The sequence below is a fragment of the Sodalis sp. RH16 genome (assembly GCF_047324245.1).
Taxonomy (GTDB): Bacteria; Pseudomonadota; Gammaproteobacteria; order Enterobacterales; family Enterobacteriaceae; genus Acerihabitans; species Acerihabitans ligni.
This window is the reverse complement of record NZ_CP178737.1, coordinates 2,485,699-2,511,490: the sequence shown is the minus strand read 5'-3', so window position 1 is coordinate 2,511,490 and position 25,792 is coordinate 2,485,699. Positions and strand designations below refer to the sequence as shown.

The following is a 25,792-nucleotide window of genomic DNA, read 5'->3' as shown; positions in this document are numbered from 1 at the left end:
GCGGGTGAACCTGTTACCCGCATCCTTTTCCCGGCCTGCCCGGCATTAAATCAGCGCTGGTTCACGCTGCGCCAGAATCCAGGCTGTGTGACCGCCTGGCGCCGCATATGTTCCACGTCATTGGTGCCCGGCAGCAGAATCGCCTGTTCCAGCGCCTGCCAGTGCAGTATATAGGATAAAACCTTTTTAGCGGGATAAGCGCCGGAAAGCAGATGAAAGGCCATGATTCGCCGCTCCAGGCGCGGTAATTGCTGGAGATATTCTTCCGGCGACAGCGTGCGGCCGAACGCCACCTTCAGCTCGGCGGCACAGCGCGACAGGGTGATATCCGAGAAACGCTTGAAAGAGCCGTTCAGCTTCCGGCGACCGTCGTCGTCAATGCTTTTTTGCCAACCGGACAGAATAAGCCATGAGGTCAGGGCCAGTTTGCACTCAAGATAGGCGGCCTCATAACACAGGGTCTGCGGTGAGCAGTCGGCCCTGACGATAAGGGGCGACAAATCCGCCAGCATAGCGCGCAAATGGGTGGTGGCCTTGCGCGGGATCATATTGCCCATCACCACGAAGGTTTCCCGTATCAGGGTAATGGCGGTCAGAATGGCATCCCGCGCCGGCGCCACGCCCCGCAGCCAGATCTCCTCATGATACTGCCAGTGCGCCAGCGCCAGTGACAGCGCTTCGCTTAGTCCCTGCTCCACGGTGGCCTTGGGGTTCGGCCTCGGCAGCGGCAGGGCGCGCACCTCATGGGGCGGATTGCCCTCGGCGAGATGATATCCCCGCGCCGCTTTGCTCAGGCTGCCCAGCCGCAGCCCTCCCCCGGCAGACAAGGTTTGCCCATAGGCCAGCAAATCCGCCGTATTACCCCGCAACAGTTCAAGTTCCAGCTCACAGATGGGTTCGCGCAGTTCACCGGCAGTCACCTCGCCCCGATCGAAAGCGACTTCAATTTCGCTCTCGCCAAAGGCCACTACCCATTTTTCACGCTGGTAATCGGTGCGAAACAGCGGTTTCAGCTGGTTTTGCAGATTGGGGATATCCGTCCCGGCAGGCCAGATTTCCGCCGGCAGCAGCGACAGATCCAGTTCGGGACCGGATAGCGGGATATTGTACTCCGGGTGCTGGTGCAGCCCGCCGGTAACTTTGCCGGCGGTTTTTGCGGTCATTTCATAACGGTCGCCATTGCCGCGTATGCGCAAACCGATGCCATGATGACGCAAAAACAGGTCGGCGGTTTCAAAATAGATATTGATCAGACGTTGCGGCGGGGTATGGACACCCTCGCCGGCGGATACTCTTTCCGCCAGCGATGATAGCGCCTCGGGATGAACGATAAACTTTATTTCTATTTCTTCACTCATAGCTTCGGCCACACCCATAGTTTGATATCTGACGATCGGCGGCGCCGCTTAAGAACAGAAAACACGCCGGAATCGTCATGTTAAAGAGCGTAATCATCACCTTAAAGCATAATTTGAACAAGTATGGTGATAATTTAAATGAAAATTTATGACAAAAAATGAATCCTTCCCGCCCCGCTTGTGCCTCCTTTCACGGCTTATGGCGCCATAAAGCGTTCTAAGCAGTAAAACAATTAACGCATTTCCCTCAACCGGCATTATTACCCCCGGCTAAGGGCCGCAAACACGCCCAGCGAAGCCGGGCGCAGCCTGATAGTAAGATAGTTCTCATTTTTGTTTAAGCATTGCGCCGTCAAACTTAACCCTTTACTATCCACCGACATTAGCCGAAAAACGACGGAACTATGCACAAATTACGCCATATTTGCTTCGCGTTATTGAGTCTAAGCTTCGCCGCTAGCACTCATGCCGATGAGACGCGTTATATATCCGACGATCTCACCACCTATATTCACAGCGGGCCGGGCAATCAATTCCGTATTGTCGGCACGCTGAACTCGGGAGAGCAAGTTGCGCTGCTGGGTGTGAACGATAGCACCAATTACGGCCAGATCCGCGATGGCAAAGGCCGAACCGCCTGGATCCCGCTGGATCAATTGAGCGACCAGCCCAGCCTGCGCGTAAAAGTCCCCTCCCTGGAACAACAGGTGCAGACCCTGACGCAAAAACTCGCCACCATTGATGCGGACTGGAACCGGCGCACCGCTGATATGCAGAAGAAAGTAGCCGAAAACGACAGTACGCTCCAGGGTCTGCGCAATGAAAACCAGGGTCTGAAAGACCAGCTGACGGTGGCGCGGAAAAAAGCGGACGCCGATGCGGTACAGCTGGATGACAAGCAGCGGGCCATTATCATGCAGTGGTTTTTATACGGCGGCGGCGTCGCCGGGGTTGGCCTTATCCTCGGATTGCTGCTGCCGCATATCATCCCCCGCCGCAAACGGGACAATCGCTGGATGAACTGACCCTCCCGCGGGTTCACCCCGGCAAAGCCGCACAATGCGCGGCAACAGTATTGCGGATGGGACTACAATTAAGACATGATGGCAAAACCGACATGGTCAGGAGTGGAGCGTGAAAAGATATCTGGTCGGCGGCGCCGTTCGCGACAGTTTATTACATTTGCCGGTGCGGGAAAAAGACTGGGTCGTGGTGGGTGCGACCCCCGATGAACTTATTGCGCAGGGCTATCAGCAGGTGGGCAAGGATTTCCCCGTTTTCCTGCATCCGCAATCCCGCGAAGAGTATGCCCTGGCGCGCACCGAACGAAAATCCGGGCAGGGATATACCGGCTTTACCTGTTATGCGGCCCCGGACGTCACCCTGGAGCAGGACCTGCTGCGCCGTGACCTGACCATCAACGCCATCGCTCAGGATGAAGACGGTGCGCTTATCGACCCGTTCCAAGGCCGGCGGGATATTGAACAGCGCCTATTACGCCACGTCTCGGACGCCTTCGGCGAGGACCCTTTACGGGTTTTGCGGGTCGCCCGCTTCGCCGCCCGCTTCGCCCATTTGAATTTCCGTATTGCCCCGGAAACCCTGGCGCTGATGCGGCAGATGACTCTGGCGGGAGAACTGCCGCTTATTTCGACGGAACGGGTATGGAGAGAAACAGAGAAGGCCCTGGTCACCCGCAATCCGCAGGTCTATTTCCAGGTTCTGCGCGACTGCGGAGCGCTGGCGGCGCTGTTCCCGGAGATCGACAACCTGTTCGGCGTGCCCGCCCCGGCCAAATGGCATCCGGAAATCGACACCGGCATACATACTCTGATGACCCTGGCGGTGGCGGCGCAGCTGACGCCCGATGTGGACGTGCGGTTCGCCACCCTGTGCCACGATCTGGGCAAGGGCCTGACTCCGCGCGATCAATGGCCGCACCACCACGGGCACGGCCCGGCGGGAGTCAGGCTGGTGCAAACCCTGTGCGAACGCTTGCGGGTACCGAACCACATACGGGAACTGGCTACAGTCGTCGCCGAATATCATGACTTGATCCATACCGTGGACCGTTTAACGCCCAAGACGCTGATGAAGTTATTCCATGCCATCGACGTCTGGCGCAAACCGCGGCGCCTGGAGCAAATGATCACGGCCAGCGAAGCCGATGCCCGCGGCCGCACCGGTTTTGAAAACAATGCGTACCCGCAGGGAGATTATCTGCGGGAGGCCTTCAAAGTGGCGGCCTCCGTGACCAACCGGGAGGTGATTGAAGACGGCTTCGTCGGCGCCGGGATCGGCGAAGAGATTCGCCTGCGCCGCCTGCGCGCCCTGACTTCATGGAAACAGCAAAAAGAGCACTCACGAACGGCGGTTATAGAGGACTAGCCTGTCCCGCCGCATACCGGAAGGACAGGTAGCGGCAGGAAAATTCGCCGTTCCAGCCCGTTACATCATCACCCAGTAGACCACCGCCGCCAGAACAAACCGGTAGATGGCGAAGGGCACAAACGAAATCCGCTTGATGATTTGCAAGAAGAATTTTATGGCCAGCAGGGCGACGATAAAGGCTGTCACAAACCCCACCGCAAACATCGGAAAATCATGCCACGACAGGAACGGCAGGCTTTTATACAGATCCAGACCCGTGGCGCCAATCATCATCGGCACCGCCAGAATAAAGGAAAACTCGGACGCCGCGTAACGGCTGACGCCCATCAGCAAACCGCCGCTGATGGTAGCACCCGAACGGGAAAATCCCGGCCACAGCGCCAGGCACTGGAAACAGCCGATCAGAAGGGCCTGCAGATAGGTGATATCATCGATCCCCTGCGCCCTGGGCAGCTTGGGTTTCAGCCATTCGCCCGCCAGCAGCAGCACACCGCCCACCACCAGGGCGTACATGACATATTTTGCTTCAAACAGCGCTTTGATCTGCTCATGCAGCACCAGGCCCATAATAACCGCCGGCACCATGCCCAGAATGATATGCACCAGGGTTAACCGCCCCTGTCCGATGCCCTCATGCTTGACTTCGCCGAAATGAATGCCGATCAAACCAAACAACCGCCGCCAGAACATCACCACCACCGCCAGGATAGAACCCAACTGGATTATCACCTCGAAGGTCTTCGCTCTGTCATCGGTAAAACCCAGCAACGTGCCCGCCAGAATCATATGTCCTGTAGAAGAGACCGGCAAAAATTCAGTTAACCCTTCGACTATCCCTAAAATAAACGCGACAAATAAATCATGCAGACCTGTCATACAAAACCGTCCCCTCAATCAACCGACAACAAAAAAGCGGCAGTTTAAAACTCCGGCCGCTAACAATTCGGAAAATGAGACATAACATACGGTATCCCTGTTTCCGTTGCATGAAATTTAGCTTAAGAAGTCTTTTTTTCAGACTTTTCAGCGAGTACGCTCGATAATAACGCCGACGCTCTCGGCCTGGGGTACCGCCCCGGGTTTGCTAAGAACGATCCGCACCCAGGGCAGGGCGAAACGCTGCAGCAGCAAATCGGCCACCTCCTCCGCCACCCGTTCCACCAGGGCGAAACGACCACCGGCCACAAAGGCAAGCACCGCTTCACTGACATCGGCGTAGCTCAGGCAATCCGCCACATCATCGCTGCCGGCCGCCGGCCGGTTGTCCCATCCCATTTCGATATCAAAAACCAGTTTCTGCCGGCGCTCCTGTTCCCACTCGTAAACGCCGATAAACGCCATCACCGTTAATGCTTTTATAAATACAATGTCCATGAGCCATACTCGGTTTTTGTGGATGTCTGATACCACTTAGCACGGAATATGCGTATTATCCACAGCTAGACCACGAAAAACGATGATGACGGGATGGAATTTGGTTATGAATGCTCTTTCGATCGGCATGATAATCTTCGCCTATCTTTGCGGCTCGGTATCAAGCGCGATCCTGATCTGCAGGATAGCCCGCCTGCCCGATCCCCGCACTCACGGCTCCGGCAATCCTGGGGCCACCAATGTCCTGCGCCTGGGCGGCCGGTTCGCCGCCGCCGGCGTCATGGTGTTCGACGTGCTCAAAGGGATGCTGCCGGTCTGGCTGGGTTACCGGCTGGGGATACCGCCGTTTTACCTGGGCCTGGTGGCCATTGCCGCCTGTATCGGGCATATCTACCCGGTATTCTTTCACTTCCAGGGCGGCAAAGGCGTCGCCACGGCGTTCGGCGCCATCGCGCCCATCGGCTGGGACCTGACCGGGCTGATGGCCGGCACCTGGCTGCTGACGGTGCTGTTAAGCGGTTATTCATCCCTGGGCGCTATCATCAGCGCCCTGATAGCGCCGTTTTATGTCTGGTGGTTTAAACCGCAGTTCACTTTTCCCGTGTCGATGCTGTCGTGCCTGGTCTTGTTGCGCCACCATGACAATATCCAGCGCTTATGGCGCGGCCAGGAAAGCCGCCTATGGCGCAAACGCAAAAAGGATTTGGATATCGATGATCGGCAAAATCATAAAAGCTGATAACGGAGCTTGTTGACAAAGTACCCGGTCGTGACAGGCTGCCAGATCGTAAACACGCCGTAAATACGTCCTTGTAGGCTCGATCCGCGCCATCCCTGGCGCGGACGGTTTACTCTTCTGGCAGCCTGTGTCCCTCCTTGATTGACTCCGAGTACGTTTGTCAGCAGCCTGGCCTGGCGAAGCTTACAGCGCCGGTAATTCCGCCAGCGGCCAGCGCGGCCTTACCGTGATGGCCAAATCCCCCATGATCCCGTTTTGCAAACGCACCATCCCGGCATAGGCAATCATGGCGCCGTTATCGGTACAAAACTCCGGACGGGCATAAAATACCTGGCCGCCTCGGCTTCGCATCATGGCCGCCAGGCGTTCGCGCAGGGCACGGTTGGCGCTTACGCCGCCGGCGATGACCAGGCGTTCGAGCCCGGTTTGTTCCAGCGCCCGCCGGCACTTGATAAGCAGCGTATCCACCACCGCGTCCTCAAACGCCCGGGCGATATCCGCCCGGGTCTGGGGATCGCCATCATTAGCGCGCACAGTATTGGCGGCAAAGGTTTTCAAACCGGAGAAGCTGAAATCCAGACCGGGGCGATCGGTCATGGGGCGCGGAAAGGTAAAGCGTTCGGCGACGCCCTGCCGCGCCAGTTGCGACAGCAGAGGACCGCCGGGATAATCCAGCCCCAGCAGCTTGGCGGTCTTATCAAACGCCTCGCCGGCGGCATCGTCGATGGATTCACCCAGCAGCGTATAGCGGCCGATGCCGGCCACATGGATCAATTGGGTATGGCCGCCGGAGACCAATAACGCCACAAAGGGAAACGCCGGCGGATTCGCTTCCAGCATCGGCGCCAGCAAATGGCCTTCCATATGATGTACCGCAACGGCCGGCACCCCCCAGGCATAGGCCAGCGCCCGTCCCACCGTGGCGCCCACCATCAGCGCGCCCACCAGGCCGGGACCGGCGGTATAGGCCACGCCGTCAATATCTTTCGCCCCCATGCCGGCTTCCAGCAGCGCCGCCTGGATCAGCGGAACGGCTTTACGTACATGATCCCGCGAGGCCAGCTCGGGCACCACGCCGCCGTAATCGGCATGCAGCTTCACCTGGCTGTATAGCTGATTGGCCAGCAGGCCCGCCTGTTGGTCATAAATCGCCACACCGGTTTCGTCGCAGGACGTTTCAATACCCAATACACGCATAATTTTTTACCAGCTCCACTCCAAAGCGGCGCACAGTCTACCATAATCTCCGCCCGCGGGAGGCGCACCTGACCATGGCCCGGTGTAAAATCAGTGTCTTTCTTGTCCGGGCCATGCTACAAGTATGCCCCTTGCTGGCCCTGAAGATCCGGTATTGGCCGGGAGGATCTTGATTTGCAAGGTACAGCCGCTTGATATTACCTTTTTTGATTGATAAAACCAATCAGATGCGGCAATTTTAAGCGCTTTGCGCTATACTCTTATACAGAAATCAGCCGGAAACGCGGCGGCCGAACGCTTCGCCGGCAAGAGAGTTGTCCTTAGCGCTTTACAAGACAGCTATGCTTGAAGTAAAATTCCGCACCATTTTGAAATGGCTGACAACAGGTCAGCAGCAAAAACCGAATTCTATCGAGGTGAGAGTTACATGCCGGTAATTAAAGTACGTGAAAACGAGCCGTTCGACGTAGCACTGCGTCGCTTTAAACGTTCCTGTGAAAAGGCAGGTGTTCTGGCCGAAGTCCGTCGTCGTGAGTTCTATGAAAAGCCGACTACCGAACGCAAACGCGCCAAAGCGTCCGCAGTAAAACGTCATGCTAAAAAATTGGCCCGCGAAAACGCACGCCGCACTCGTCTGTATTAATATTTCGGGGTGAAAACCCCGACCGCGTGATTAATCCGCAGACTTAGAAGTTGCATACGACTTAGTAGTTGCATACAGAAAGTTGCAAACGAAGGCCGTGGGATCCGCAAGGGTTACACGGCTTGTTCTCGTTTATAGGCTAACCAATCAGGGCTTATGGCTGGACGAATTCCACGCGTATTTATCAATGACTTGCTGGCGCGCACCGACATTATCGACCTGGTCGATGCTCGTGTGAAGCTTAAAAAGCAAGGCAAAAATTATCACGCCTGTTGTCCGTTTCACCATGAAAAAACCCCGTCGTTTACCGTTAATGGCGAAAAGCAGTTCTATCATTGCTTCGGCTGCGGCGCCCACGGCAACGCAATTGACTTCTTGATGAATTTTGACCGGCTGGAGTTTGTCGAATCCATCGAAGAGCTGGCGACCATGCACGGTCTGGAGGTTCCCTACGAAACGGGGGCCGGACCCAACCAGCAGGAACGCCATCAGCGCCAGAGCCTGTATCAGGTTATGGAGCAACTGAGCGGTTTTTACGCACAGGCCCTCAAGCAGAACACCGCCACGGCCCCGCAGCAGTATCTGGCCAAACGCGGGCTGAGCGCGGAGGTCATCGGCCATTTCGCCATCGGCTACGCTCCTCCGGGCTGGGACAACGTTCTAAAGCGCTTCGGCCGGTCGGCGGAAGAAAGAGAAGCATTGAACGATGCCGGAATGTTGGTGACTAACGATCAGGGAAGGACCTATGATCGCTTCCGTGAACGGGTGATGTTCCCCATCCGGGACCGTAGGGGCCGGGTTATCGCTTTCGGCGGCCGTATTCTGGGCGAAGGCCAGCCCAAATACCTGAACTCGCCGGAAACCGAGATTTTCCACAAAGGCCGCCAGCTGTATGGCCTTTATGAGGCGCAGCAGCAGCATCCGGAACTCTCGCGCCTGCTGGTGGTGGAGGGTTACATGGATGTCGTGGCGCTGGCGCAGTTCGGCATAGATTATGCCGTCGCCTCGCTGGGAACCGCCACCACAGCCGAGCATATACAGTTGCTGTACCGCGCCACGGAACAGGTTATCTGCTGTTATGACGGCGACCGCGCCGGCCGCGAGGCCGCCTGGCGGGCGCTGGAAACGGCGCTGCCTTATCTCAGCGACGGCCGTCAGCTGCGCTTTATGTTCCTGCCGGACGGAGAAGATCCGGATACCCTGGTGCGCCAGATTGGCAAAGAAGCGTTCGAGCAGCTTATCGAGCAAGCACAGCCGCTGTCGGTATTTTTGTTCGAGACGCTGATGCCCCAGGTGGATCTGAGCAGCCCGGACGGACGGGCGAAATTGAGCACCCTGGCCCTGCCTCTCATCGGACAGGTGCCGGGAGAAACACTGCGTATGTACCTGCGCCAGCAATTAGGCAATAAATTGGGCATTTTGGACGATAGCCAGCTGGAAAAGCTGCTACCGCAACAGGGGGGCAATACAAATATTTCGCCCCAGCCCCGGATAAAACGCACAACCATGCGTATACTTATAGGATTGTTGGTGCAAAACCCGCGCCTTTGCGCTCTTATCCCGTCAATTGCGGGTTTAGAGCAGGCAAATCAGCCGGGTGTACCTTTGTTTATCGAGTTAGTGCAAACCTGTCAGGCGCAACCAGGCATTACCACGGGACAGTTGCTCGAGCATTATCGGGATAATAAATCCAGCCGACAGCTTGAAACCCTGGCAACCTGGAACCACATGATCATAGATGATATGGTCGAAGAAACTTTTATCGATACCCTGACGAGCCTGTACGACTCCATACTTGAACAACGTCAGGAAGTGTTAATCGCCCGCGACAGAACGCACCGGTTAACTGCCGAAGAACGTAAAGAGCTTTGGTCGCTAAATAAAGCGTTGGCCAAAAAAAAATGAATGACGAGGCTTAAATGCCTATAAATGTCAGGGCAATGCCCTGTGCGATGCCGTAGTGGGCTGCGGCGTTAAATAATGGCCTGATCTCTTGTTGGTGATGAAATTTCACCGACCAACACCGAAATTACTCTGAAGTGTGGATACCGTCTTATGGAGCAAAACCCGCAGTCACAGCTCAAGCTACTTGTCACTCGTGGTAAGGAGCAAGGCTATTTGACCTTTGCCGAGGTCAATGACCATCTGCCGGAGGATATCGTCGACTCCGATCAGATCGAAGACATCATCCAGATGATAAATGACATGGGCATCCAGGTGATGGAAGAAGCACCCGATGCCGATGATCTCCTGTTGGCGGAAAATACCTCCGACACCGACGAAGACGCCGCCGAAGCGGCAGCCCAAGTGCTATCGAGTGTCGAATCCGAAATTGGACGCACCACCGATCCGGTGCGTATGTACATGCGTGAAATGGGTACAGTGGAACTGCTGACCCGTGAAGGCGAAATCGACATCGCCAAGCGTATCGAGGACGGGATTAATCAGGTTCAATGCTCCGTCGCGGAGTATCCTGAGGCTATCACCTACCTGCTGGAACAGTACGACCGCGTCGAAGCGGGGGAAGCACGGCTGTCGGATTTGATCACCGGCTTTGTCGATCCCAACGCCGAAGAAGATTTGGCCCCTACCGCCACCCATATCGGTTCCGAGTTAACCACTGAAGAGCTGGCGAACGACGACGACGATGACGAAGAAGACGACGAAGACAGCAGCGACGATGATAACAGCATCGATCCCGAGCTGGCCCGCCAGAAATTCGTCGAGCTGCGCGAGCAGTATGAAGCGACGCGAACCGTTATCAAAACCAACGGCCGCAGCCATGCCAAATCAACGGACGAAATCCTCAAGCTGTCCGAGGTGTTCAAACAGTTCCGACTGGTGCCCAAGCAGTTCGACTATCTGGTGAACAACATGCGTTCCATGATGGACCGCGTGCGTACCCAGGAACGCTTGATCATGAAGCTGTGCGTTGAAATCTGCAAAATGCCGAAGAAAAACTTCGTCACGCTGTTCTCCGGTAATGAAACCAGCGAAGCCTGGTTCAAGGCCGCGCTGGCCATGAACAAGCCCTGGTCGGAAAAACTGCGCGAAGTGGATGAAGACGTCCATCGCAACCTGCAAAAACTCCGTCAGATCGAAGAAGAAACCGGCCTGACCATCGAGCAGGTGAAGGATATCAACCGCCGGATGTCCATTGGCGAAGCCAAGGCCCGCCGCGCCAAGAAAGAGATGGTTGAGGCAAACCTGCGCCTGGTTATCTCCATCGCCAAAAAATACACCAACCGCGGCCTGCAGTTCCTGGATTTGATCCAGGAAGGCAACATCGGTTTGATGAAAGCGGTAGACAAGTTCGAATACCGCCGCGGCTACAAGTTCTCAACCTATGCCACCTGGTGGATACGGCAGGCCATCACCCGCTCCATTGCCGACCAGGCGCGTACCATCCGTATACCGGTGCATATGATTGAGACCATCAACAAGCTCAACCGTATCTCCCGTCAGATGCTGCAGGAAATGGGACGCGAGCCTACCCCTGAAGAGCTGGCGGAACGTATGCTGATGCCGGAAGATAAAATCCGCAAAGTGCTGAAAATCGCTAAGGAACCGATTTCCATGGAAACCCCCATCGGCGACGATGAAGATTCCCATTTAGGTGATTTTATCGAAGATACCACCCTGGAATTGCCGCTGGACTCCGCCACGTCGGAAAGCCTGCGTTCGGCGACCCATGACGTATTGGCCGGTTTAACCGCCCGTGAAGCGAAAGTGCTGCGCATGCGTTTCGGCATCGATATGAATACCGACCATACGCTGGAAGAAGTGGGTAAACAGTTCGACGTCACCCGCGAACGTATCCGTCAGATAGAAGCGAAGGCGCTGCGCAAGCTGCGTCATCCGAGCCGTTCGGAAGTGCTGCGCAGCTTCCTGGACGACTAGAACGGCTCGTGCCCTGGCGGCCCTTGTTTCATTGATGTAATGAATAAGGGCGCCATGACATCATTGCCGTTAGATGCTTTTATCCTAAAAAGCCCCGCCAGGTCAGCGGGGCTTTTTTTATGCCTTCAATCCTCCGTAGCGCCGGTGGGCTTTTACAACACTCATTCTCCGTAGCGCCGTGAGCTTTACCTGGTTCTACTCACCTAAAGCGCCGGTGGGCTTTTCGAGGCCGGGCTCCTTCATAGTGCCGGTGTATTTTTCCACGCCGCCATCCGCCATAGCGCCGAGGTTTTTTATGGCAGTATCCTTCAGCGGCGGCAGCGCAATATTCAATTCGCGATAGGATTTGAGCAACGTGCCGAAGCTCATGCGGTTCAGGCCGCTGGGATTGGGCAGCACCCAGATTTCGGTATTGCCGATGGTCATCTCCTGTTTGCCCCACATCACGTCGCGCACCCGAAAGGCCTGCCGATAGACCTGCTTGCCTAAAACCGCCAGCGCCTTAGGCTGATAAAATTCTATTTTTTCAATCAGGCGCGGGCCCCCTTCACGAATCTCCGATAGCGTGACCTCCGCCGCTTCCACCGTGGGCCGCTCCACCAGCACCGTGAGTCCGCAGCCACTACCCAATAGCTCAGGCCCCTCTTCCGGCTTGAACTGGCGCTCGGTGAAACCGGACTGGTGGAGGATCTTCCAAAAACGATTATTGGGGTTGGCGAAATGAAGCCCTTTATGGGCGCTGGACAACCCGGGATTGATACCGCAAAACACAACCCTTAACCCTGGCGACAGGATATCCTCAAGCATCTATTCGGCTCCTTTATGATGCCTAGCTATTGTTATACAATCATAATAGCTGGGATTTGGCGATAAATCAGCCATCTAGTGCGCGCCCCTATGGATCTGTTTGTGCCGTTCCTCTATAATCAACGCCCACTCGGCCCCTTAGCTCAGTTGGTTAGAGCAGGCGACTCATAATCGCTTGGTCGCTGGTTCAAGTCCAGCAGGGGCCACCAAGAAAATTTATACAAATTATTAAGTTAAGCCAGCCCCTGAGCTGGTTTTTTTTGTGCCTGAAACTTGCAGTGGCGATGAAATGGCGATGGAATTTTTTGCCTTAGCCCAAATTCAGGCGTAAAAAAACCTGCTTTAGCAGGCAGCTATAACCTAAATCCGTATCGTTTGTTGTTGGTTTCGGACCGCGTGAATCCAGTTAGGACGAAAAAGCGGCAATTCGTCCTACATCGGCACTGCCACAGCCTTCATATAAAATGTTGAATCGAAATACTCACTAGGCTTATATATAGCTGTCACTGCGACAACAATTGAGGTCCCGGCCTCGTCCCCATGGGAGGCGTACACCATGCCTGAGAAGATTGCAGCACTATACGCAAGCGATGCACCGCCTCGCATCAAACCGAGCAACTATCCCGAGCCGTTCGCCTCACTCATGGCAGGAACCTTGAATCAATTATCGGTTAGGCATATTTTTGAGTCACCATATCCGCACCTTCATTCAAAAGGTCATTAATAGAATGCCCCGTAGCTTGTGCCGTCACCGTCAACGCTTGATGCCTTTCCGGCGTTAGCCGCGTTGTCACCTTACCGCTATAAGATTTGTATGGCGGTATACCGTCTTTCTTACATTCATCCAAGAAGACAGACAGAGAAATGGCGCCCTCTTTTTTTAGCTCTTCCACGCTGTAGGCGTAAAAGTCCGCTCCACCGTTAAGACCGATAAACTCACCGCGAAACATTTCGATGTCTGGGTCGAAGATGATAACAGCCGTATGGCCGTTGATTTTAAGCACATTATTCATGGTTTGATTCCTAAGCTTTCCAACCATATCCTGATGGAGTTAACCGCCCCCTTGTCAGTAGTGGGTCTCGGGTGTGGCCGATGAAAGATTTTTTTTTCACCTTTCAACAACACCGCGATCCTTGAACCTTCCCTTTCGTGTACTTCCGCGCCCAGACCGATGAAAAGAGCTTCAATATCAGCCCATTTTATCGAACTATTGACTGGACGGGTGAACACATCTGACAGCGTTTTCTGGTGTCGTTTGTTCATGAATTTATAGTATCACAAAATGACACCATGACAAGTGGGCTTAGTGTCATATTATGGTTCGATGATGTCCCTACCCCAAAATTCTGTTCACATATAAAATGTTGAATCGAAATACTCACTAGGCTTATATATAGCTGTCACTGCGACAACAATTGAGGTCCCGGCCTCGTCTCCATGGGAGGCGTACACCATGCCTGAGAAGATTGCAGCACTATACGCGAGCGATGCACCGCCTCGCATCAAACCGAGCAACTATCCCGAGCCGTTCGCCTCACTCATGGCAGGCAGAGTTAAACGGCCCCTTGGCGACCTGTTTGGCTTGTCCAATTTTGGCGTCAACCTGACCAGCCTTTCTCCTGGCTCGGTCTCAGCGTTGCACCATCGACATTCCCGGCAAGATGAGTTTATATATGTCATCGATGGCGAACCTACGCTGCTCACCGACGAAGGCGAAATCCAGCTGAAGCCGGGCATGGTCGCTGGCTTTGCTGCGAGCGGCACAGCCCATCATCTGGAAAATCGCACTGATAAGACCTGTGTTGTCCTTGAAGTAGGGGATCGGTCTGAAGGCGACGAGGTCTCTTATCCATCGGATGATATTGCAGCAGTCAGGGGCGATGACGGAAAATGGCATTTCACACACAAGGACGGGACCCCTTACTGATTCGCCCTTACAGGATGAGGATGAAGCCATCGTTATTTTGGCCATGAAAAACGGTTTTTAAACAAAGGAATGGCGCTTTATGCTGCAAGTATGGGGAAGAAAGACATCCTCCAACGTCCAGGCGCTGATGTGGTGTATCGGCGAATTTGGCCTGGATTATCTGCGATATGATGTCGGCCATAGGTACGGCGGCAATGATACGCCGGCCTTTTTAGCTATGAACCCGAACGGTACCGTTCCCGTGCTTAAGGATGGCGACGGCCCGGCATTATGGGAAACCGGCGCCATACTCCGATACCTGGCTGCGCGCTATGGGGATGCGGCCTTCTGGCCGCGGGATCTGGACGCAAGAACAAAAATCGATATGTGGGCGGAGTGGGCCAAAATTAACGTGGCGCTGGGTTTTACCGCCCCGGTATTTTGGCGTGTGGTGCGTACGGCGCCGAAAGACCAAAATAAACCGGCAATCGATGAAGCCGTCGCCAATCTGACGGTAATGTTGACTATCGCCGAAAAACAATTATCCTCCCACGCCTATTTATCCGGTGAGCATTTCACCCTGGCCGACATTCAGTTCGGCCATCTGCTTTACCGCTATTTTGACATCGACATTGCCCGCCCTAAGCTGCCTGCCGTGCAAGACTATTATCGGCGATTGACCCGCCGGCCGGCCTTTAGGGAACATGTCATGGTCTCTTATGAGGAGTTAAGGGTATTGTGATTATTCCCCGGGGAATATCGTTTAGCCGCTGTTCTCATTATCCGGCGGAATATGCAATGGTGAAAAACTGAATTTTTTAAGGGTTGCAAATGCCCATGTTTATAATCAGGAGCACCAGATATGATCAAGACGTGCCGGGATAAAAATCGATATTTTTTATCAAAATTACCTTAGCCGTCAATGCGCTAGAACTGATTGGATCCATAAACATATCACGGTAATAATTATTAGCGTTTGGCCCATTTTATATAACTCCTACCATGCAAAAGGAAATTACATTTGTCCTTGATAGATTATTCGCCCAAAGTCCATTATCTGCCACACTTGAGGTCACTGTTAATGGTTTCAGAAAAAAAATGAATCTGAACAAAAAAACGCTTCTACGATGGAGCGCTATAACTCTTATTTCCGCTTGCTCTCTATTGGCACATCTTTGGTTGGATTTTTTGTACTATATGACCAAAAAAGATCTGCAAGAGCAATTCCGCGGGGAGTCAATGCCCTCACAGTCTTGTGTTGAAGCCATGGGCATCCTGGCTAAACAACATGACTATGGGATGGATGTGGGATTCTATGGTTTTTTCATAGGCATGCCGCTGATATTACTTATTTTTAAAATCGTTAGGTGAGTGCTGCCCGCCCCAATGCCAACCCGAAAAATGGTTGACCCCGTGGCGGTAGCGTCAATGACGCGGGCTCGCCAGAATCCAGTATAAGCAGTGCGGTGGCAGGGGGGTTTCTTCCTGCACCGGCTGCTATTATCTGTTGCCAAATCATCTTTCTTTTCTGATAATTGCTGCGATCATGTTTTTTTACAAAAATTACATCCGCCCGCAGAAGAATTTCTTTATCTTCTACACCGTGCTTTAACGTGACCGGACGGGTTTCTGGACGCTCAAGCGCGACAAAAGTGCATATCAAAATAGAATGTAATGACATAACCTTTTGATTTGTGTGAATTTTAAAATCTACGTACCGGGAATGACGGTTGAATTTCGGAGAAGCTATGGGTAAGTCGAAGGTCGTGTTGTTTTCTGCAGTTTTTTTTATAGGGGCGCTGCCCTTCATTTCTTCCGCCTATGCTGAAGATGCACAGGGCGACGGCGTACCAACGCCGCCTAGCATTTCGTCACAAAACCCCCCTGCCGATTCGACGCAAAATCCGCCTGCCGATTCTACTCAGAATCCACCGGTTGATTCGACGCAAACGCCGCCTACCGATTCAGCACAAAACCCGCCCGCCGTTCATTCTTATGAGATTCAGTCGTTCTATCTGGATTCCAAACAATATAAGATTGGTGACATCGTGCCGGATCTGTATCGCACCAAGCCTTATGAGATAGTCCAGTGGAATATCAGACATCTCCCGGCGCCGGAAGATGGCAGCCATTGGACCTATATGGGCGGGAACTATGTTCTTATCACCAACGATGAAGGCAAGATCCTAAAAGCCGAGACCGGTGATATCTTCTTCGAGATGTGATGGGAAAAACGGAAATTAAACCAGGAGTTAATTTCCGTTCTATTACAGAATAAATAAACGCAATGATTTTATTTTGCACTTCCCATATATCCACGTTCGTTTTCAAATTCAGCCAGAAATAGAGGTCGATAGCCTTTCCTTTATATTTGAAGGGATTTCTTATGCTTTTTATTATAAAGAAAAAATCCCACAAGCCACTGTTCTCGAAAGCGTTCAATCATATTGCGCATCTGCATCCCTACAGCACAGCAGCATACTATGGAAGGATTATACCTACCGTACTCATGCACTGTGCTCGAATGCATTAAGCATCCACAGTATCAATACATGTAAAATCAGTCTGGCTCAACAAAGGGGACCCGGCTAAGGCCCCCTGCCCTTCTCCTTATATATCTTGAATCTCGTCCATCTTCATCCCGTAAATATCCAGGGCGGCACTCAGTGAAATCCGGTCTTCCTTCAGGTCGCGCAATACCAGGGCGCGGTCTCGCTGCTTCGGATCACCGAAACCGCCGCCGCCGGCGGCAATCATATCCACGCTCTCGCCCGGTTGCAGCACGCCGGCGCGGCGGTGCAGCGGCGGCGCTCCTTCCGGCAGGTCAACGCGCGCCGGCAATCCCGGCAGGCCGCCGGAGAGGCCGAAGGGGGCAATCAGGCTGTTGGTGCCGCCGGCTGAGATGATGGCGACATGGTCAAGGACCCTGACCCGCCGCCGCATGGTCATGCCGCCGCGAAACCGGCCGGGGCCGCCGGAATCACGCACCAGCTCATAGCGTTCAATCAGGATCGGATGCTCGCTTTCCAGCGCTTCTATAGGCAGGTTGGCGGTATTGGTGATATTCACCTGTACGCCGTCCAGGCCGTCCTTGTCGGCGCGTGCGCCCATGCCGCCGCCCTGCATTTCATTGTACACATAGAAACGCCCGGTGCGGGGATGCATGCCGCTGGTGGTCAGCAGCGTACCGCCGGTGGACCCGGCGGCCACGCGTTCGGGAACCACCGGCGCCAGCGCGGCGAAAATCATGTCCACCAATCGTTGCGCGATATCCGTCCGGCTGTAAACCGCGGCCGGCGGCAACGAATTCAATACGCTGCCCTCGGCCGCGTTAACGTGAATCGGGCGATAAAAGCCTTCATTTACGGCAATGTCGGGATCGATCAGGGCCTTAACGGCAAAATAGATAGTCGCCAGCAGGGCGGTATAGACCATATTGATGGGCGCGGGCATCTGCGGCGGCGCGTCGGGGAACTCAAAGAAAATTTCATCGCCTTGCACGGTGATGCGTACCTGCAGGTCGAGAATGCCGTCGATAAGATTGGTGTCGAAATCGTGGCGGAATTCATAGACGCCGTCGGGGATGCCGGCAATACCGGCACGGGTCCTCCGTTCCGTGGAGAGCAAAAACTCCCGCGCGGCGTTGGCCATCAGTTCCGCGCCATATTTGTCGCACAGGCTCTGGACCCGTTGTACCCCAAGCCGGTTGGCGGCCATCTGCGCGCGCAAATCGTTGATGCGCTCCCTGGGCACCTGGCAATTAAGCAAAATCAGGGCCTGGATATCCTGCTGCAATATCCCGGCGCGATAGAGGCGCACCGGCGGGATGCGCAGGCCTTCCTGGAAGATATGCTTGTGGCTGCGATCAACGAAATCGGAATGGTGGGCCAGGTTGGCTACCCAGGCCACCAGCTTCCCATCGTGAAACACCGGCTCCATCAGCACGAAATCGTTTAAATGCGTACCGCCGCCGGTATAGGCGTCGTTACCGATAAAAGCATCACCCGGACGCAGATCCGAGAGATCGTTATGATCGAGCACGTATTTGGCGATACCCAGCAGCGAGCCGAGGTGGATGGGGATATGTTCCGCCAGCGCAATGGTACGGCCTTCGGGGTCGAAAACGGCGGTGGAGCAGTCCTGGCGTTCCTTGATATTGGTGGAATAGGCGGAACGGATAACCGATTTACCCATCTCTTCGGCAATGGTGGACAAGGCGCTGGCGATCACCGCCACGGTGATGGGATCGCATGTTCTTTGATACGCTGCCTGCGCCGGTAATGAGACGTTGCTATCGGACATGGCCTAGGCTTCCTCAATAATAATATTCAAATAGCTATCGATAGTGGCGTTCTGGCCCGGCAGGATAAGCGTGGTGGAGTCCATCTGCTCGATAATGGCCGGCCCGGAGAGGCAATGGCCTGGCCCCAGGCGCTCGCGTTCGTACACCGGGCAAAGGGTGAAACCGCCCATTTCCGGCAGCCAAACCTGCCGCTCTCCCTGCCGCGCCGCCGACACGGGGGTGGCGGCATTATCCAGCGGTTTGAGATCCGCTTTTGGCACGCGGCCTATGACCTCCAGTCGCAGAGTGGTGAGGTGGATAGGTTCTCCCTCGGCAATGTAGCCGTACATCTGCTGATGATAGGCCGCGAACGTTTTTTTCAACGCCTCCACGGCGGCGGCGTCAATCACTTTGGCGGGACAGGGAATATTCAGTTCATAGCCTTGTCCGCCGTAGCGCAGGTCGACGGAGCGCACCATAACGCGATTGTCGGGAGAAATTTTTTCATGGGTAAACCAGGCGCCTGCCCGTTGCTCGAGATCGGTGAACGCCGCTTCCATGGCACCGGTGCTGCTCTCTTCCAGGTGCATCAGCCGGGAGGTGGAAAAATTGGTGCGCAGGTCGGTGAGCAGCAGGCCAATGGCGCACATGATGCCGGGGTGTTTGGGAATCACCACCCGGGGCATATCCAGCGCCCGCGCCAGCCGGGAGGCATGGATGGGGCCGGCGCCGCCAAAGCCGAACAGGGTATAATCCCTGGGATCGTAGCCCCGTTCCACCGAAATGACCCGGATGGCTTTGGCCATGTTGCTGACCACCACGCTGATAATACCCTGCGCCACCGACATGACATCCATGCCGATGCGCTCACCGAGCCGCGCAATCGCCTTTTTCGCCTTGGCCTGGTCAATGGGCAGGCGCCCGTTCAGCAGATGGGTGGGATTGAGCACCTGCAGCACCACATTGGCGTCGGTGACGGTGGGGTTATCCTCGTTGCCCAGGCCGTAGCAGATGGGGCCGGGATCGGCGGCGGCGCTCTGCGGCCCTACCTGCAACAGGCCGCCTGCGTCGATGGAGGCGATGGACCCGCCGCCGGCGCCCACGGCATGGATGTCCAGCATCGGCAGTTTCAGCGGGTAGCCGTGTACGACCGATTCGTTCGCCATCTGCGGCCGGCCGTCGGAAATCAGCGAAACGTCCGTTGAGGTGCCCCCCATATCGAAGGTAATGATATTATCAAAACCCGACAGCGTACCGATGGTAGTGGCCCCCATCACCCCCGCCGCCGGGCCGGAAAGGACGGTACGCGCCGGGAATTGCTGCGCCGTATCGGCGGAAATCACGCCGCCGTTGGACTGGGTGAGATGAGGGTGGGCGGCGATGCCAATGGCCTCCAGGCGAGGCTGGAGCCGTTGCAGGTAGCGCTGCATGATAGGCCCGAGATAGGCGTTCACCACGGTGGTGGAAAAGCGCTCGTACTCGCGGAATTCCGGGTTCACCTCATGGGAGACGCTGATGAAAGCGCCGGGAATCTCCTCGGCCAGGATCGCCTTGATACGCTGCTCATGGCGGGGCTCCAGATAGCTGAACAGGCAGCACACCGCGATGGCGCGGATGCCGTCCTCACGCAGCCGGCGCGCCGCGCCGCGGACTTCTTCCTCATCCAGGGGGGTCATGATGCTGCCGTCGAACAGCACCCGTTCGTTCACTTCCAGCCGCTGATTGCGCAAGGCCAGGATGCGCGGTTTTTCGGTTTGCACGTCATACAGGCCGTCACGCTTTTGCCGTCTTAATTCGATAATATCGCGAAAACCCGCCGTGGTAATCATGCCGGTTGCCGCCCCGCTGCCGACAATCAGCGCATTGGTGGCCACGGTGGTGCCGTGCCCGAGGTAAGTCACATTCACAGACTCACCCGCCCCCAACCCTAACGACGCGATGCCCTGGGCAATGCCGTCGGCGATGCCGATGGAAGGATCCGCCGGCGTACTGCTCACTTTCCAAACGTGAATGGAACCCTCGGCCACATCATAGATACAGATGTCCGTAAAGGTGCCGCCGGAATCGACGCCGATTCTGACCTGACGCTGCGTTACGGCAGTGGAAGCCACAGTCATTCTCTCCGTTAAAAATCCTGATATCGAGTGGGCTGTAGCGTGCCGGATGCATATCGCGGTATCTACAGACCGTTATGGCACGCCGCCGGAAGGGGCATGCCGATTAAAGCGCCGGACCAGAGGTTAAAGCGGCGTGACGTCCATGCCGAAAGTCGCTTCGGACAGCTTTTTAATGGTGCCGTCGGCCTGGGCTTCTTTGATGGCTTTATCGAACATGGCCTTAAGTTCGGTATCCCCTTTACGCAAGCCGACGCCCGAACCCTCGCCCACGACGCCGCCCTGGAAGCAGGGACCGGACAGGGCGATATTCTGGCTGCCCTGTTTTTTGATGACCCCGAGCATGGCGTCTTTGGAACCGACAATGACATCCACCCGATCAGAGACTAAATCAAGATCCCGCGATTCAGGCGTTTTATACTGGCGAACCTGCACCGCATCTTTCAGATAGGTATTCACAAAGGTGACGGAAGTGCCGGCGGATAACGTGCCGATGGTCTTGCCCTTCAGGGCGGCGGCCACGCGTTTTATGGCATCGGACGACGCGGCGTTGTCATCAAGGGAAATCACTTTATCTTCCGGCGGCAGGGACTTGGCGATATCGCTGTTCTTGCCGGTGGCGAAGGTATAGCACAGTGAAGCGTAAGGAACGGAGAACGCGATGGCCTCTTTACGTTTCGGCGTGATGGCCACGTCATCGATAATGGCATCGAATTTCCCGGCGTTCAGGGCCGGAATCATGCTGTCGAATGCCTGGGCGGTAATGGTGCAGCTCACCCCCATGCGTTTGCACAGATTATTGGCCAAATCGATTTCAAAGCCGCCCAGGGTGCCGTCGGGCTTGGTGTAATTCCACGGGAAGAATCCCCCTTCCGTGACGATTTTAACGGTGGTCCATTTTTGGGGTTCGGCATGAGCGCCGAGGCATCCCATCAGCGTAATGGCGGTAGCGAAAGCGACCCGGGTAGCAACAGACATCTTCATGTAACTTTTCCTATATGGTTGAATGTTGGCACTGCAAAAGGGAAGTCTAGTTGTGGTCGTAGGGGGACTCCTTCAAGATGATATTCACCGGAGGCGGACGCAGATGGGGCGTTAAACCGTGTTCAATGGCCCGGATAATGCGGGTCAGGACAAAATTGATCAGCAGGTAAATGGCGCCGGCGGCGATAAACACCGGAATCGGCCGGTAGCTTTCCGAGGCGATATCGGTGGCGATGCCGGTGATTTCCATCAAGGTCACCAGGGATACCAGCGAGGTGGCTTTTATCATGGCAATCACTTCGTTGCTGAACGCGGGCAGCGCCTGGCGAATGGCAATGGGCAGGATAATGCGCCGGTATAACAGCACGCCGGACATGCCGCAGGCACGGGCGGCTTCGATTTCATTGTGGGGTACGGAGAGCAGGCCGCCGCGGATAATTTCAGCGGCGTATCCCGAACTGTTAATCATCAGCGCCAGCAGCGCGCAATAGTAGGGCTCGCGCAGGAACGGCCATAATACGCTGTGGCGAATGGCCGGAAACTGGCCCGGCCCGTAATACATCAGGAACAGCAATACCAGCAGCGGGGTGCTGCGTATCACCTGAACATAAATCCAGCCGAACGCGGCCACCAGCCGATTACCGGACAGGCGGGCAAAGGCAATCAGCAACCCCAGCAATGCCCCGCATAGCAGCGAGATGGCGGCCAGCTGCAGCGTCAGCGGGACGCCGGCCAGCATGCGCCGCAGGCAGTCGACAATAAACGGGAGATCCATCATGTCCTCCTGGTGCCGCGTGAATAGTGGCGTTCCGACAGGTGGACCAGCACGCCGGAGAAGGACGCCAGGATGATATACAGCGCGGCGGCCGCCAGAAAGAAGTTGAACGGCAGGCGGGTAGATCCGGAAGCCACCTGGGCCTGCCGCATCAGCTCCGCCACGCCCGTGACCGACAGCAACGAGGACTCCTTAAGCAGCCCCAGCCAGACATTGCTGATACCGGGCAGGGCGTGACGAAGCGTCAAGGGCGTGATAATCCGCCGAAACCGCAGGAAAAAACCCATGCCGTACGCCCGAGCCGCCTCCAGTTCGCCTTTGGATACCGCCTGGAATGCGCCGCGCAGCACTTCGGTACTCAAGGCGCCGGCGATGACGGCGATGGCGATGGTGCCGGCAATGAAACCCGGCAGGGCGAAAAAGCCCTTGCTGCCGAAGTAACCGGCGATGGCGGTCAGGATGGAGCTGCTGCCGAAATAAAACAAATAAATGACCAGCAGATCGGGTACGCCCCGCAGCAGAGTGGTATAGGCATCGGCTAAAAAACGGAGGGTTTTGCCGCCGGATATTTTAGCCCAGGCGCCGAATACGCCGATGAGCAGTCCGAGCACCAAACCGCTGACGGCCGCCGCCAGGGTGACCGCGACGCCGGAGAGCAGGATGGCGCCCCAGCCCTTCGCGCTAAACCCCACCAACGTAAAAAAGCTCTCGTTATTCACACACTGTCTCCGGGCGAACAAATCTCAACCACTTAAATCAATCTAAAGTATGTGAATAATAAATGCAATAATAAATTATAAAGAAAAAAGCTATTCATTTCCTGCCGGGAAGGCGTTAGCGAGAGGGTATGGCTAGGGGAAAGGCGGGTAGAAACCGGAGAGAAATAACCGATATCGTTTTCCCGCTGGCGTAACCGTCAAACAGGGCTAACGATGACATCTAGTACGATGGGCAATAACCTGGCTTAGGGGAAAAGCGGCAAAAAAGATCACGCCGGTTGGATGCCGGCGTGGTCTTTTAGGCGTGAACGTGCGGTCTATGCAGCGGTTCGATAACCGGGCGCGGCCTCTGTGCCGCCTGCCAGAGTTCATATTCAGACTGCATATCCACCCACATTTCCGCACTTGTGCCAAGCAGACTGGATAAACGCAGCGCCATGTCAGCAGTAATCGCCGCATGTGCATTCAGGATACGGGACAGTTGCGTGCGCGTTATCTTTAGCGACGCCGCGGCGTCGGTCACGCTAACCCCTTCCAGGTAATCACGCAAAACCTCACCGGGGTGAGGCGGATTAAACATACGCATAATTGCCTCCATTAGTGATAGTCACGATAATCGACGAGAACGGCGTCGCCATCAGCATCAAAACGAAACGCCATACGCCGGTTACCGTTGACCGACACAGACCAAACGCCAGCCTCGTTTCCTTTCAAGGGATGGAGATCCCATCCCGGAGCGCCCATATCACAAGGCTTTTTAGCCTTGCTTAAGGCAAACAACTGCCTGCGTAATCGCGAAGCGTGGGCAGTTTGAATGCCGGCGGCAGAACCCGTTTTATAAAACTTTTCCAATCCTTTGTGCTTGAAACTTTTAATCATCTGCGAGCGCGCCCTATCCGTATAGCATAACTATACGGAATGATTGGCCGCTGCACAAGTCAACAAACACCAAACAAAGACAACCGACGCCAAAATGCGGCCTTTGGTATCTTACGGCCTGGACACAAATTAATATCAGGCAGACGCATCGTGCCCGGATAGCCGGGGCACACACTCGGCGGACACCGCGGCATGCAGGGCGCCGGTTAATACCAGTTGACGGACCTGTTCCAGATCGTCGGCCATATAGCGGTCCACCTCCAGGGAAGGGACTACGGCGCGCACGGCCTCCAGGGCGCGGCTCAGTTCAGGGCTGGTGGCCAGGGGGGCACGCAGTTCGATGCCCTGGGCGGCGGCCATGGCTTCGATGCCGATAATACCGAACAGATTATCCGTCATCTGCAGCAGGCGGCGCGCCCCGTGGCAGGCCATGGAAACATGGTCTTCCTGATTGGCTGAGGTGGGGGTGGAATCCACCGATGCCGGGTGGGACATCTGTTTATTTTCCGACATCAGCGCGGCGGAGGTCACTTCGGCTATCATCATGCCGGAGTTCAGGCCCGGTTTTTTAGCCAGGAACGCCGGCAGGCCGTAAGACAGCGACGGATCCACCAATAGCGCGATGCGCCGCTGGGCGATGGCGCCGATTTCACATACCGCGATAGCGGTTTGATCGGCGGCGAAAGCCACCGGCTCGGCATGGAAATTACCGCCGGAAATCACCGTTCCATCCGACAGAATCAGCGGATTATCGGTGACCGCATTGGCCTCGGTTTCCAGGGTATGTGCAACGGAGCGCAATAGATCGATACAGGCCCCGGCCACCTGGGGCTGGCAGCGGATACAATAGGGATCCTGCACCCGTTCGTCATTCACCACATGACTGGCCAGTATATCGGAATCCTTCAGCAATGCCCGCAGGGCCGCCGCCGCGTCAATCTGACCGCGATGGCCGCGCAGCGTATGGATATCCGGATGGAAAGGCGCCGCCGATCCCATGGCCGCCTCGGTGGACATGGCGCCGGTTATCAGCGAGGCCTGGGCGGCGCGATAGGCGCGGAACAATCCCGCCAGCGCCAGCGCCGTGGAAGCCTGGGTGCCGTTAATCAGCGCCAGCCCTTCTTTTGCCGCCAGGATAATGGGCGACAGACCGGCCTTTGCCAGCGCATCGGCGCCGTTCATTCTTTCACCGCTGAAGAAGGCTTCCCCTTCCCCCAACATCACGGCGGCCATATGCGCCAGCGGCGCCAGATCGCCGGAAGCCCCAACCGAGCCTTTTTCAGGAATAACCGGGATCACGCCTTTCGCCAGCATATCCTCGATCAACCGCACCAGCTCAAGCCGGACGCCGGATGCGCCGCGACCCAGCGAAATAAGCTTCAGCGACATAATCAGCCGCACGATACTCTCGGGCAATGGCGCACCCATGCCGCAACAGTGGGACAAAATAAGATTACGCTGGAGCGTAACCACGTCCTTTCCATCGATTTTTATCGAGGCGAGTTTGCCAAAACCGGTATTTACGCCATAAACAGCCGCACTCCCCTGGGCTATTTCAGCGATGCGTGACGCGCCCGCTTTTATGGCGTCATCGAAGCTGCGATCCAGGCATGCTATTTCACCTGTCCAGTAAATGGACTCCAGCATGGCAAGGGTCACATGACCGGGTTTTAATATAATGCCCATAGTAGTCTCACAATCAGTTGTCAGATAAAAGAAGCCC

24 protein-coding genes, 1 tRNA gene and 1 pseudogene are annotated in these 25,792 nt (G+C 55.6%); 10 read left to right on the top strand and 16 right to left on the bottom strand.

All coding sequences use genetic code 11. The annotated features are described in order from the left end of the window. Positions 1-50: 50 nt before the first annotated feature. Positions 51-1,358, bottom strand: a complete 1,308-nt coding sequence (locus ACL2XJ_RS11575; protein ID WP_413726540.1) for an inorganic triphosphatase — start codon at positions 1,356-1,358, stop codon at positions 51-53. 404 nt (positions 1,359-1,762) lie between these two features. Between ACL2XJ_RS11575 and ACL2XJ_RS11570 the strand changes: the two genes are divergently transcribed. Both ACL2XJ_RS11570 and ACL2XJ_RS11565 read left to right on the top strand, forming a co-directional pair. After that, positions 1,763-2,383 carry a TIGR04211 family SH3 domain-containing protein gene (locus ACL2XJ_RS11570; RefSeq protein WP_132923481.1) on the top strand — a complete coding sequence of 207 codons (621 nt, stop codon included), beginning with the start codon at positions 1,763-1,765 and terminating at the stop codon, positions 2,381-2,383. Positions 2,384-2,492: 109 nt separating this feature from the next. After that, positions 2,493-3,746, top strand: a complete 1,254-nt coding sequence (locus ACL2XJ_RS11565) for a multifunctional CCA addition/repair protein (protein WP_413726539.1) — start codon at positions 2,493-2,495, stop codon at positions 3,744-3,746. 60 nt (positions 3,747-3,806) lie between these two features. On the opposite strand, the gene bacA is transcribed toward ACL2XJ_RS11565, so the two are convergent. Together bacA and folB are read right to left on the bottom strand one after the other, a co-directional pair. After that, positions 3,807-4,625, bottom strand: a complete 819-nt coding sequence (gene bacA, locus ACL2XJ_RS11560; protein ID WP_413726538.1) for an undecaprenyl-diphosphate phosphatase — start codon at positions 4,623-4,625, stop codon at positions 3,807-3,809. A 147-nt stretch (positions 4,626-4,772) separates the two neighbouring features. After that, a complete protein-coding gene (gene folB / locus ACL2XJ_RS11555) occupies positions 4,773-5,123 on the bottom strand; it encodes a bifunctional dihydroneopterin aldolase/7,8-dihydroneopterin epimerase (RefSeq protein WP_132923484.1) in 351 nt (116 codons plus the stop codon). Positions 5,124-5,229: 106 nt separating this feature from the next. Between folB and plsY the strand changes: the two genes are divergently transcribed. Beyond that, entirely contained in the window at positions 5,230-5,862 is a 633-nt protein-coding gene (gene plsY, locus ACL2XJ_RS11550; RefSeq protein WP_132923485.1) for a glycerol-3-phosphate 1-O-acyltransferase PlsY, read from the top strand. Positions 5,863-6,045: 183 nt separating this feature from the next. On the opposite strand, the gene tsaD is transcribed toward plsY, so the two are convergent. Then, positions 6,046-7,059: a tRNA (adenosine(37)-N6)-threonylcarbamoyltransferase complex transferase subunit TsaD gene (gene tsaD, locus ACL2XJ_RS11545; RefSeq protein ID WP_413726537.1), complete on the bottom strand. Its 1,014-nt coding sequence runs from the start codon at positions 7,057-7,059 to the stop codon at positions 6,046-6,048. A gap of 427 nt (positions 7,060-7,486) precedes the next feature. Between tsaD and rpsU the strand changes: the two genes are divergently transcribed. From rpsU to rpoD, 3 genes are all read left to right on the top strand, one after another. Further along, positions 7,487-7,702, top strand: a complete 216-nt coding sequence (rpsU, locus tag ACL2XJ_RS11540) for a 30S ribosomal protein S21 (RefSeq protein ID WP_001144069.1) — start codon at positions 7,487-7,489, stop codon at positions 7,700-7,702. Between the two features lie 156 nt (positions 7,703-7,858). Beyond that, a complete protein-coding gene (gene dnaG, locus ACL2XJ_RS11535) occupies positions 7,859-9,607 on the top strand; it encodes a DNA primase (RefSeq protein WP_413726536.1) in 1,749 nt (582 codons plus the stop codon). Positions 9,608-9,757: 150 nt separating this feature from the next. Continuing rightward, on the top strand, positions 9,758-11,602 hold the full coding sequence (rpoD, locus tag ACL2XJ_RS11530; protein ID WP_132923488.1) for an RNA polymerase sigma factor RpoD: 1,845 nt from the start codon (positions 9,758-9,760) through the stop codon (positions 11,600-11,602). A gap of 318 nt (positions 11,603-11,920) precedes the next feature. Here the strand turns inward: rpoD and mug are convergent. Continuing rightward, a pseudogene (gene mug, locus ACL2XJ_RS11525) lies at positions 11,921-12,409 on the bottom strand (G/U mismatch-specific DNA glycosylase); the annotation flags it as partial. Between the two features lie 132 nt (positions 12,410-12,541). On the opposite strand from mug, the gene ACL2XJ_RS11520 reads away from it, so the two are divergent. Continuing rightward, positions 12,542-12,618: transfer RNA gene (locus tag ACL2XJ_RS11520), tRNA-Ile, on the top strand. A gap of 462 nt (positions 12,619-13,080) precedes the next feature. On the opposite strand, the gene ACL2XJ_RS11515 is transcribed toward ACL2XJ_RS11520, so the two are convergent. After that, the gene (locus ACL2XJ_RS11515; protein WP_413726535.1) at positions 13,081-13,422 is read right to left on the bottom strand and encodes a type II toxin-antitoxin system HicB family antitoxin; all 342 of its coding nucleotides are present in this window, start codon (positions 13,420-13,422) and stop codon (positions 13,081-13,083) included. After that, positions 13,419-13,673: a type II toxin-antitoxin system HicA family toxin gene (locus ACL2XJ_RS11510; protein ID WP_413726534.1), complete on the bottom strand. Its 255-nt coding sequence runs from the start codon at positions 13,671-13,673 to the stop codon at positions 13,419-13,421. Before ACL2XJ_RS11510 ends, ACL2XJ_RS11515 begins: the two co-directional genes overlap by 4 nt. A gap of 190 nt (positions 13,674-13,863) precedes the next feature. Between ACL2XJ_RS11510 and ACL2XJ_RS11505 the strand changes: the two genes are divergently transcribed. Both ACL2XJ_RS11505 and ACL2XJ_RS11500 read left to right on the top strand, forming a co-directional pair. After that, positions 13,864-14,337, top strand: a complete 474-nt coding sequence (locus ACL2XJ_RS11505) for a cupin domain-containing protein (protein WP_413726533.1) — start codon at positions 13,864-13,866, stop codon at positions 14,335-14,337. Positions 14,338-14,416: 79 nt separating this feature from the next. Beyond that, complete coding sequence (locus tag ACL2XJ_RS11500; protein ID WP_413726532.1) at positions 14,417-15,058, top strand: glutathione S-transferase family protein; 642 nt, start codon at positions 14,417-14,419, stop codon at positions 15,056-15,058. 621 nt (positions 15,059-15,679) lie between these two features. Here the strand turns inward: ACL2XJ_RS11500 and ACL2XJ_RS11495 are convergent. Further along, positions 15,680-15,997, bottom strand: a complete 318-nt coding sequence (locus tag ACL2XJ_RS11495; protein WP_413726531.1) for a hypothetical protein — start codon at positions 15,995-15,997, stop codon at positions 15,680-15,682. A gap of 67 nt (positions 15,998-16,064) precedes the next feature. On the opposite strand from ACL2XJ_RS11495, the gene ACL2XJ_RS11490 reads away from it, so the two are divergent. After that, complete coding sequence (locus ACL2XJ_RS11490) at positions 16,065-16,541, top strand: RcnB family protein (protein ID WP_413726530.1); 477 nt, start codon at positions 16,065-16,067, stop codon at positions 16,539-16,541. A gap of 385 nt (positions 16,542-16,926) precedes the next feature. Here ACL2XJ_RS11490 and ACL2XJ_RS11485 read toward each other — a convergent pair whose 3' ends face one another. From ACL2XJ_RS11485 to hutH, 8 genes are all read right to left on the bottom strand, one after another. After that, complete coding sequence (locus ACL2XJ_RS11485; protein WP_413726529.1) at positions 16,927-18,618, bottom strand: hydantoinase B/oxoprolinase family protein; 1,692 nt, start codon at positions 18,616-18,618, stop codon at positions 16,927-16,929. A gap of 3 nt (positions 18,619-18,621) precedes the next feature. Then, on the bottom strand, positions 18,622-20,709 hold the full coding sequence (locus ACL2XJ_RS11480; protein ID WP_413726528.1) for a hydantoinase/oxoprolinase family protein: 2,088 nt from the start codon (positions 20,707-20,709) through the stop codon (positions 18,622-18,624). Positions 20,710-20,838: 129 nt separating this feature from the next. Further along, positions 20,839-21,696 (bottom strand): transporter substrate-binding domain-containing protein, encoded by an 858-nt coding sequence (locus ACL2XJ_RS11475; RefSeq protein WP_413726527.1) that lies wholly within the window; start codon positions 21,694-21,696, stop codon positions 20,839-20,841. 46 nt (positions 21,697-21,742) lie between these two features. Further along, a complete protein-coding gene (locus tag ACL2XJ_RS11470; protein WP_279433144.1) occupies positions 21,743-22,474 on the bottom strand; it encodes an ABC transporter permease in 732 nt (243 codons plus the stop codon). Then, a complete protein-coding gene (locus ACL2XJ_RS11465; RefSeq protein WP_413726526.1) occupies positions 22,471-23,190 on the bottom strand; it encodes an ABC transporter permease in 720 nt (239 codons plus the stop codon). Before ACL2XJ_RS11465 ends, ACL2XJ_RS11470 begins: the two co-directional genes overlap by 4 nt. A 298-nt stretch (positions 23,191-23,488) precedes the next feature. Continuing rightward, a complete protein-coding gene (locus tag ACL2XJ_RS11460) occupies positions 23,489-23,776 on the bottom strand; it encodes a HigA family addiction module antitoxin (RefSeq protein WP_132923503.1) in 288 nt (95 codons plus the stop codon). Positions 23,777-23,787: 11 nt separating this feature from the next. Then, positions 23,788-24,069 carry a type II toxin-antitoxin system RelE/ParE family toxin gene (locus ACL2XJ_RS11455; protein ID WP_413726525.1) on the bottom strand — a complete coding sequence of 94 codons (282 nt, stop codon included), beginning with the start codon at positions 24,067-24,069 and terminating at the stop codon, positions 23,788-23,790. 135 nt (positions 24,070-24,204) lie between these two features. Continuing rightward, positions 24,205-25,755 carry a histidine ammonia-lyase gene (hutH, locus tag ACL2XJ_RS11450; RefSeq protein WP_413726524.1) on the bottom strand — a complete coding sequence of 517 codons (1,551 nt, stop codon included), beginning with the start codon at positions 25,753-25,755 and terminating at the stop codon, positions 24,205-24,207. Positions 25,756-25,792: the final 37 nt, after the last annotated feature.

What these genes read in the sequence shown, in the direction of transcription:
- ACL2XJ_RS11575 (WP_413726540.1), bottom strand. Translation starts at nt 1,358, where the DNA reads ATGAGTGAAGAAATAGAAATAAAGTTTATCGTTCATCCCGAGGCGCTA.
- ACL2XJ_RS11570 (WP_132923481.1), top strand. Translation starts at nt 1,763, where the DNA reads ATGCACAAATTACGCCATATTTGCTTCGCGTTATTGAGTCTAAGCTTC.
- bacA (WP_413726538.1), bottom strand. Translation starts at nt 4,625, where the DNA reads ATGACAGGTCTGCATGATTTATTTGTCGCGTTTATTTTAGGGATAGTC.
- folB (WP_132923484.1), bottom strand. Translation starts at nt 5,123, where the DNA reads ATGGACATTGTATTTATAAAAGCATTAACGGTGATGGCGTTTATCGGC.
- plsY (WP_132923485.1), top strand. Translation starts at nt 5,230, where the DNA reads ATGAATGCTCTTTCGATCGGCATGATAATCTTCGCCTATCTTTGCGGC.
- tsaD (WP_413726537.1), bottom strand. Translation starts at nt 7,059, where the DNA reads ATGCGTGTATTGGGTATTGAAACGTCCTGCGACGAAACCGGTGTGGCG.
- rpsU (WP_001144069.1), top strand. Translation starts at nt 7,487, where the DNA reads ATGCCGGTAATTAAAGTACGTGAAAACGAGCCGTTCGACGTAGCACTG.
- dnaG (WP_413726536.1), top strand. Translation starts at nt 7,859, where the DNA reads ATGGCTGGACGAATTCCACGCGTATTTATCAATGACTTGCTGGCGCGC.
- rpoD (WP_132923488.1), top strand. Translation starts at nt 9,758, where the DNA reads ATGGAGCAAAACCCGCAGTCACAGCTCAAGCTACTTGTCACTCGTGGT.
- ACL2XJ_RS11515 (WP_413726535.1), bottom strand. Translation starts at nt 13,422, where the DNA reads ATGAATAATGTGCTTAAAATCAACGGCCATACGGCTGTTATCATCTTC.
- ACL2XJ_RS11510 (WP_413726534.1), bottom strand. Translation starts at nt 13,673, where the DNA reads ATGAACAAACGACACCAGAAAACGCTGTCAGATGTGTTCACCCGTCCA.
- ACL2XJ_RS11505 (WP_413726533.1), top strand. Translation starts at nt 13,864, where the DNA reads ATGCCTGAGAAGATTGCAGCACTATACGCGAGCGATGCACCGCCTCGC.
- ACL2XJ_RS11500 (WP_413726532.1), top strand. Translation starts at nt 14,417, where the DNA reads ATGCTGCAAGTATGGGGAAGAAAGACATCCTCCAACGTCCAGGCGCTG.
- ACL2XJ_RS11495 (WP_413726531.1), bottom strand. Translation starts at nt 15,997, where the DNA reads ATGTCATTACATTCTATTTTGATATGCACTTTTGTCGCGCTTGAGCGT.
- ACL2XJ_RS11490 (WP_413726530.1), top strand. Translation starts at nt 16,065, where the DNA reads ATGGGTAAGTCGAAGGTCGTGTTGTTTTCTGCAGTTTTTTTTATAGGG.
- ACL2XJ_RS11485 (WP_413726529.1), bottom strand. Translation starts at nt 18,618, where the DNA reads ATGTCCGATAGCAACGTCTCATTACCGGCGCAGGCAGCGTATCAAAGA.
- ACL2XJ_RS11475 (WP_413726527.1), bottom strand. Translation starts at nt 21,696, where the DNA reads ATGAAGATGTCTGTTGCTACCCGGGTCGCTTTCGCTACCGCCATTACG.
- ACL2XJ_RS11470 (WP_279433144.1), bottom strand. Translation starts at nt 22,474, where the DNA reads ATGATGGATCTCCCGTTTATTGTCGACTGCCTGCGGCGCATGCTGGCC.
- ACL2XJ_RS11460 (WP_132923503.1), bottom strand. Translation starts at nt 23,776, where the DNA reads ATGCGTATGTTTAATCCGCCTCACCCCGGTGAGGTTTTGCGTGATTAC.
- ACL2XJ_RS11455 (WP_413726525.1), bottom strand. Translation starts at nt 24,069, where the DNA reads ATGATTAAAAGTTTCAAGCACAAAGGATTGGAAAAGTTTTATAAAACG.
- hutH (WP_413726524.1), bottom strand. Translation starts at nt 25,755, where the DNA reads ATGGGCATTATATTAAAACCCGGTCATGTGACCCTTGCCATGCTGGAG.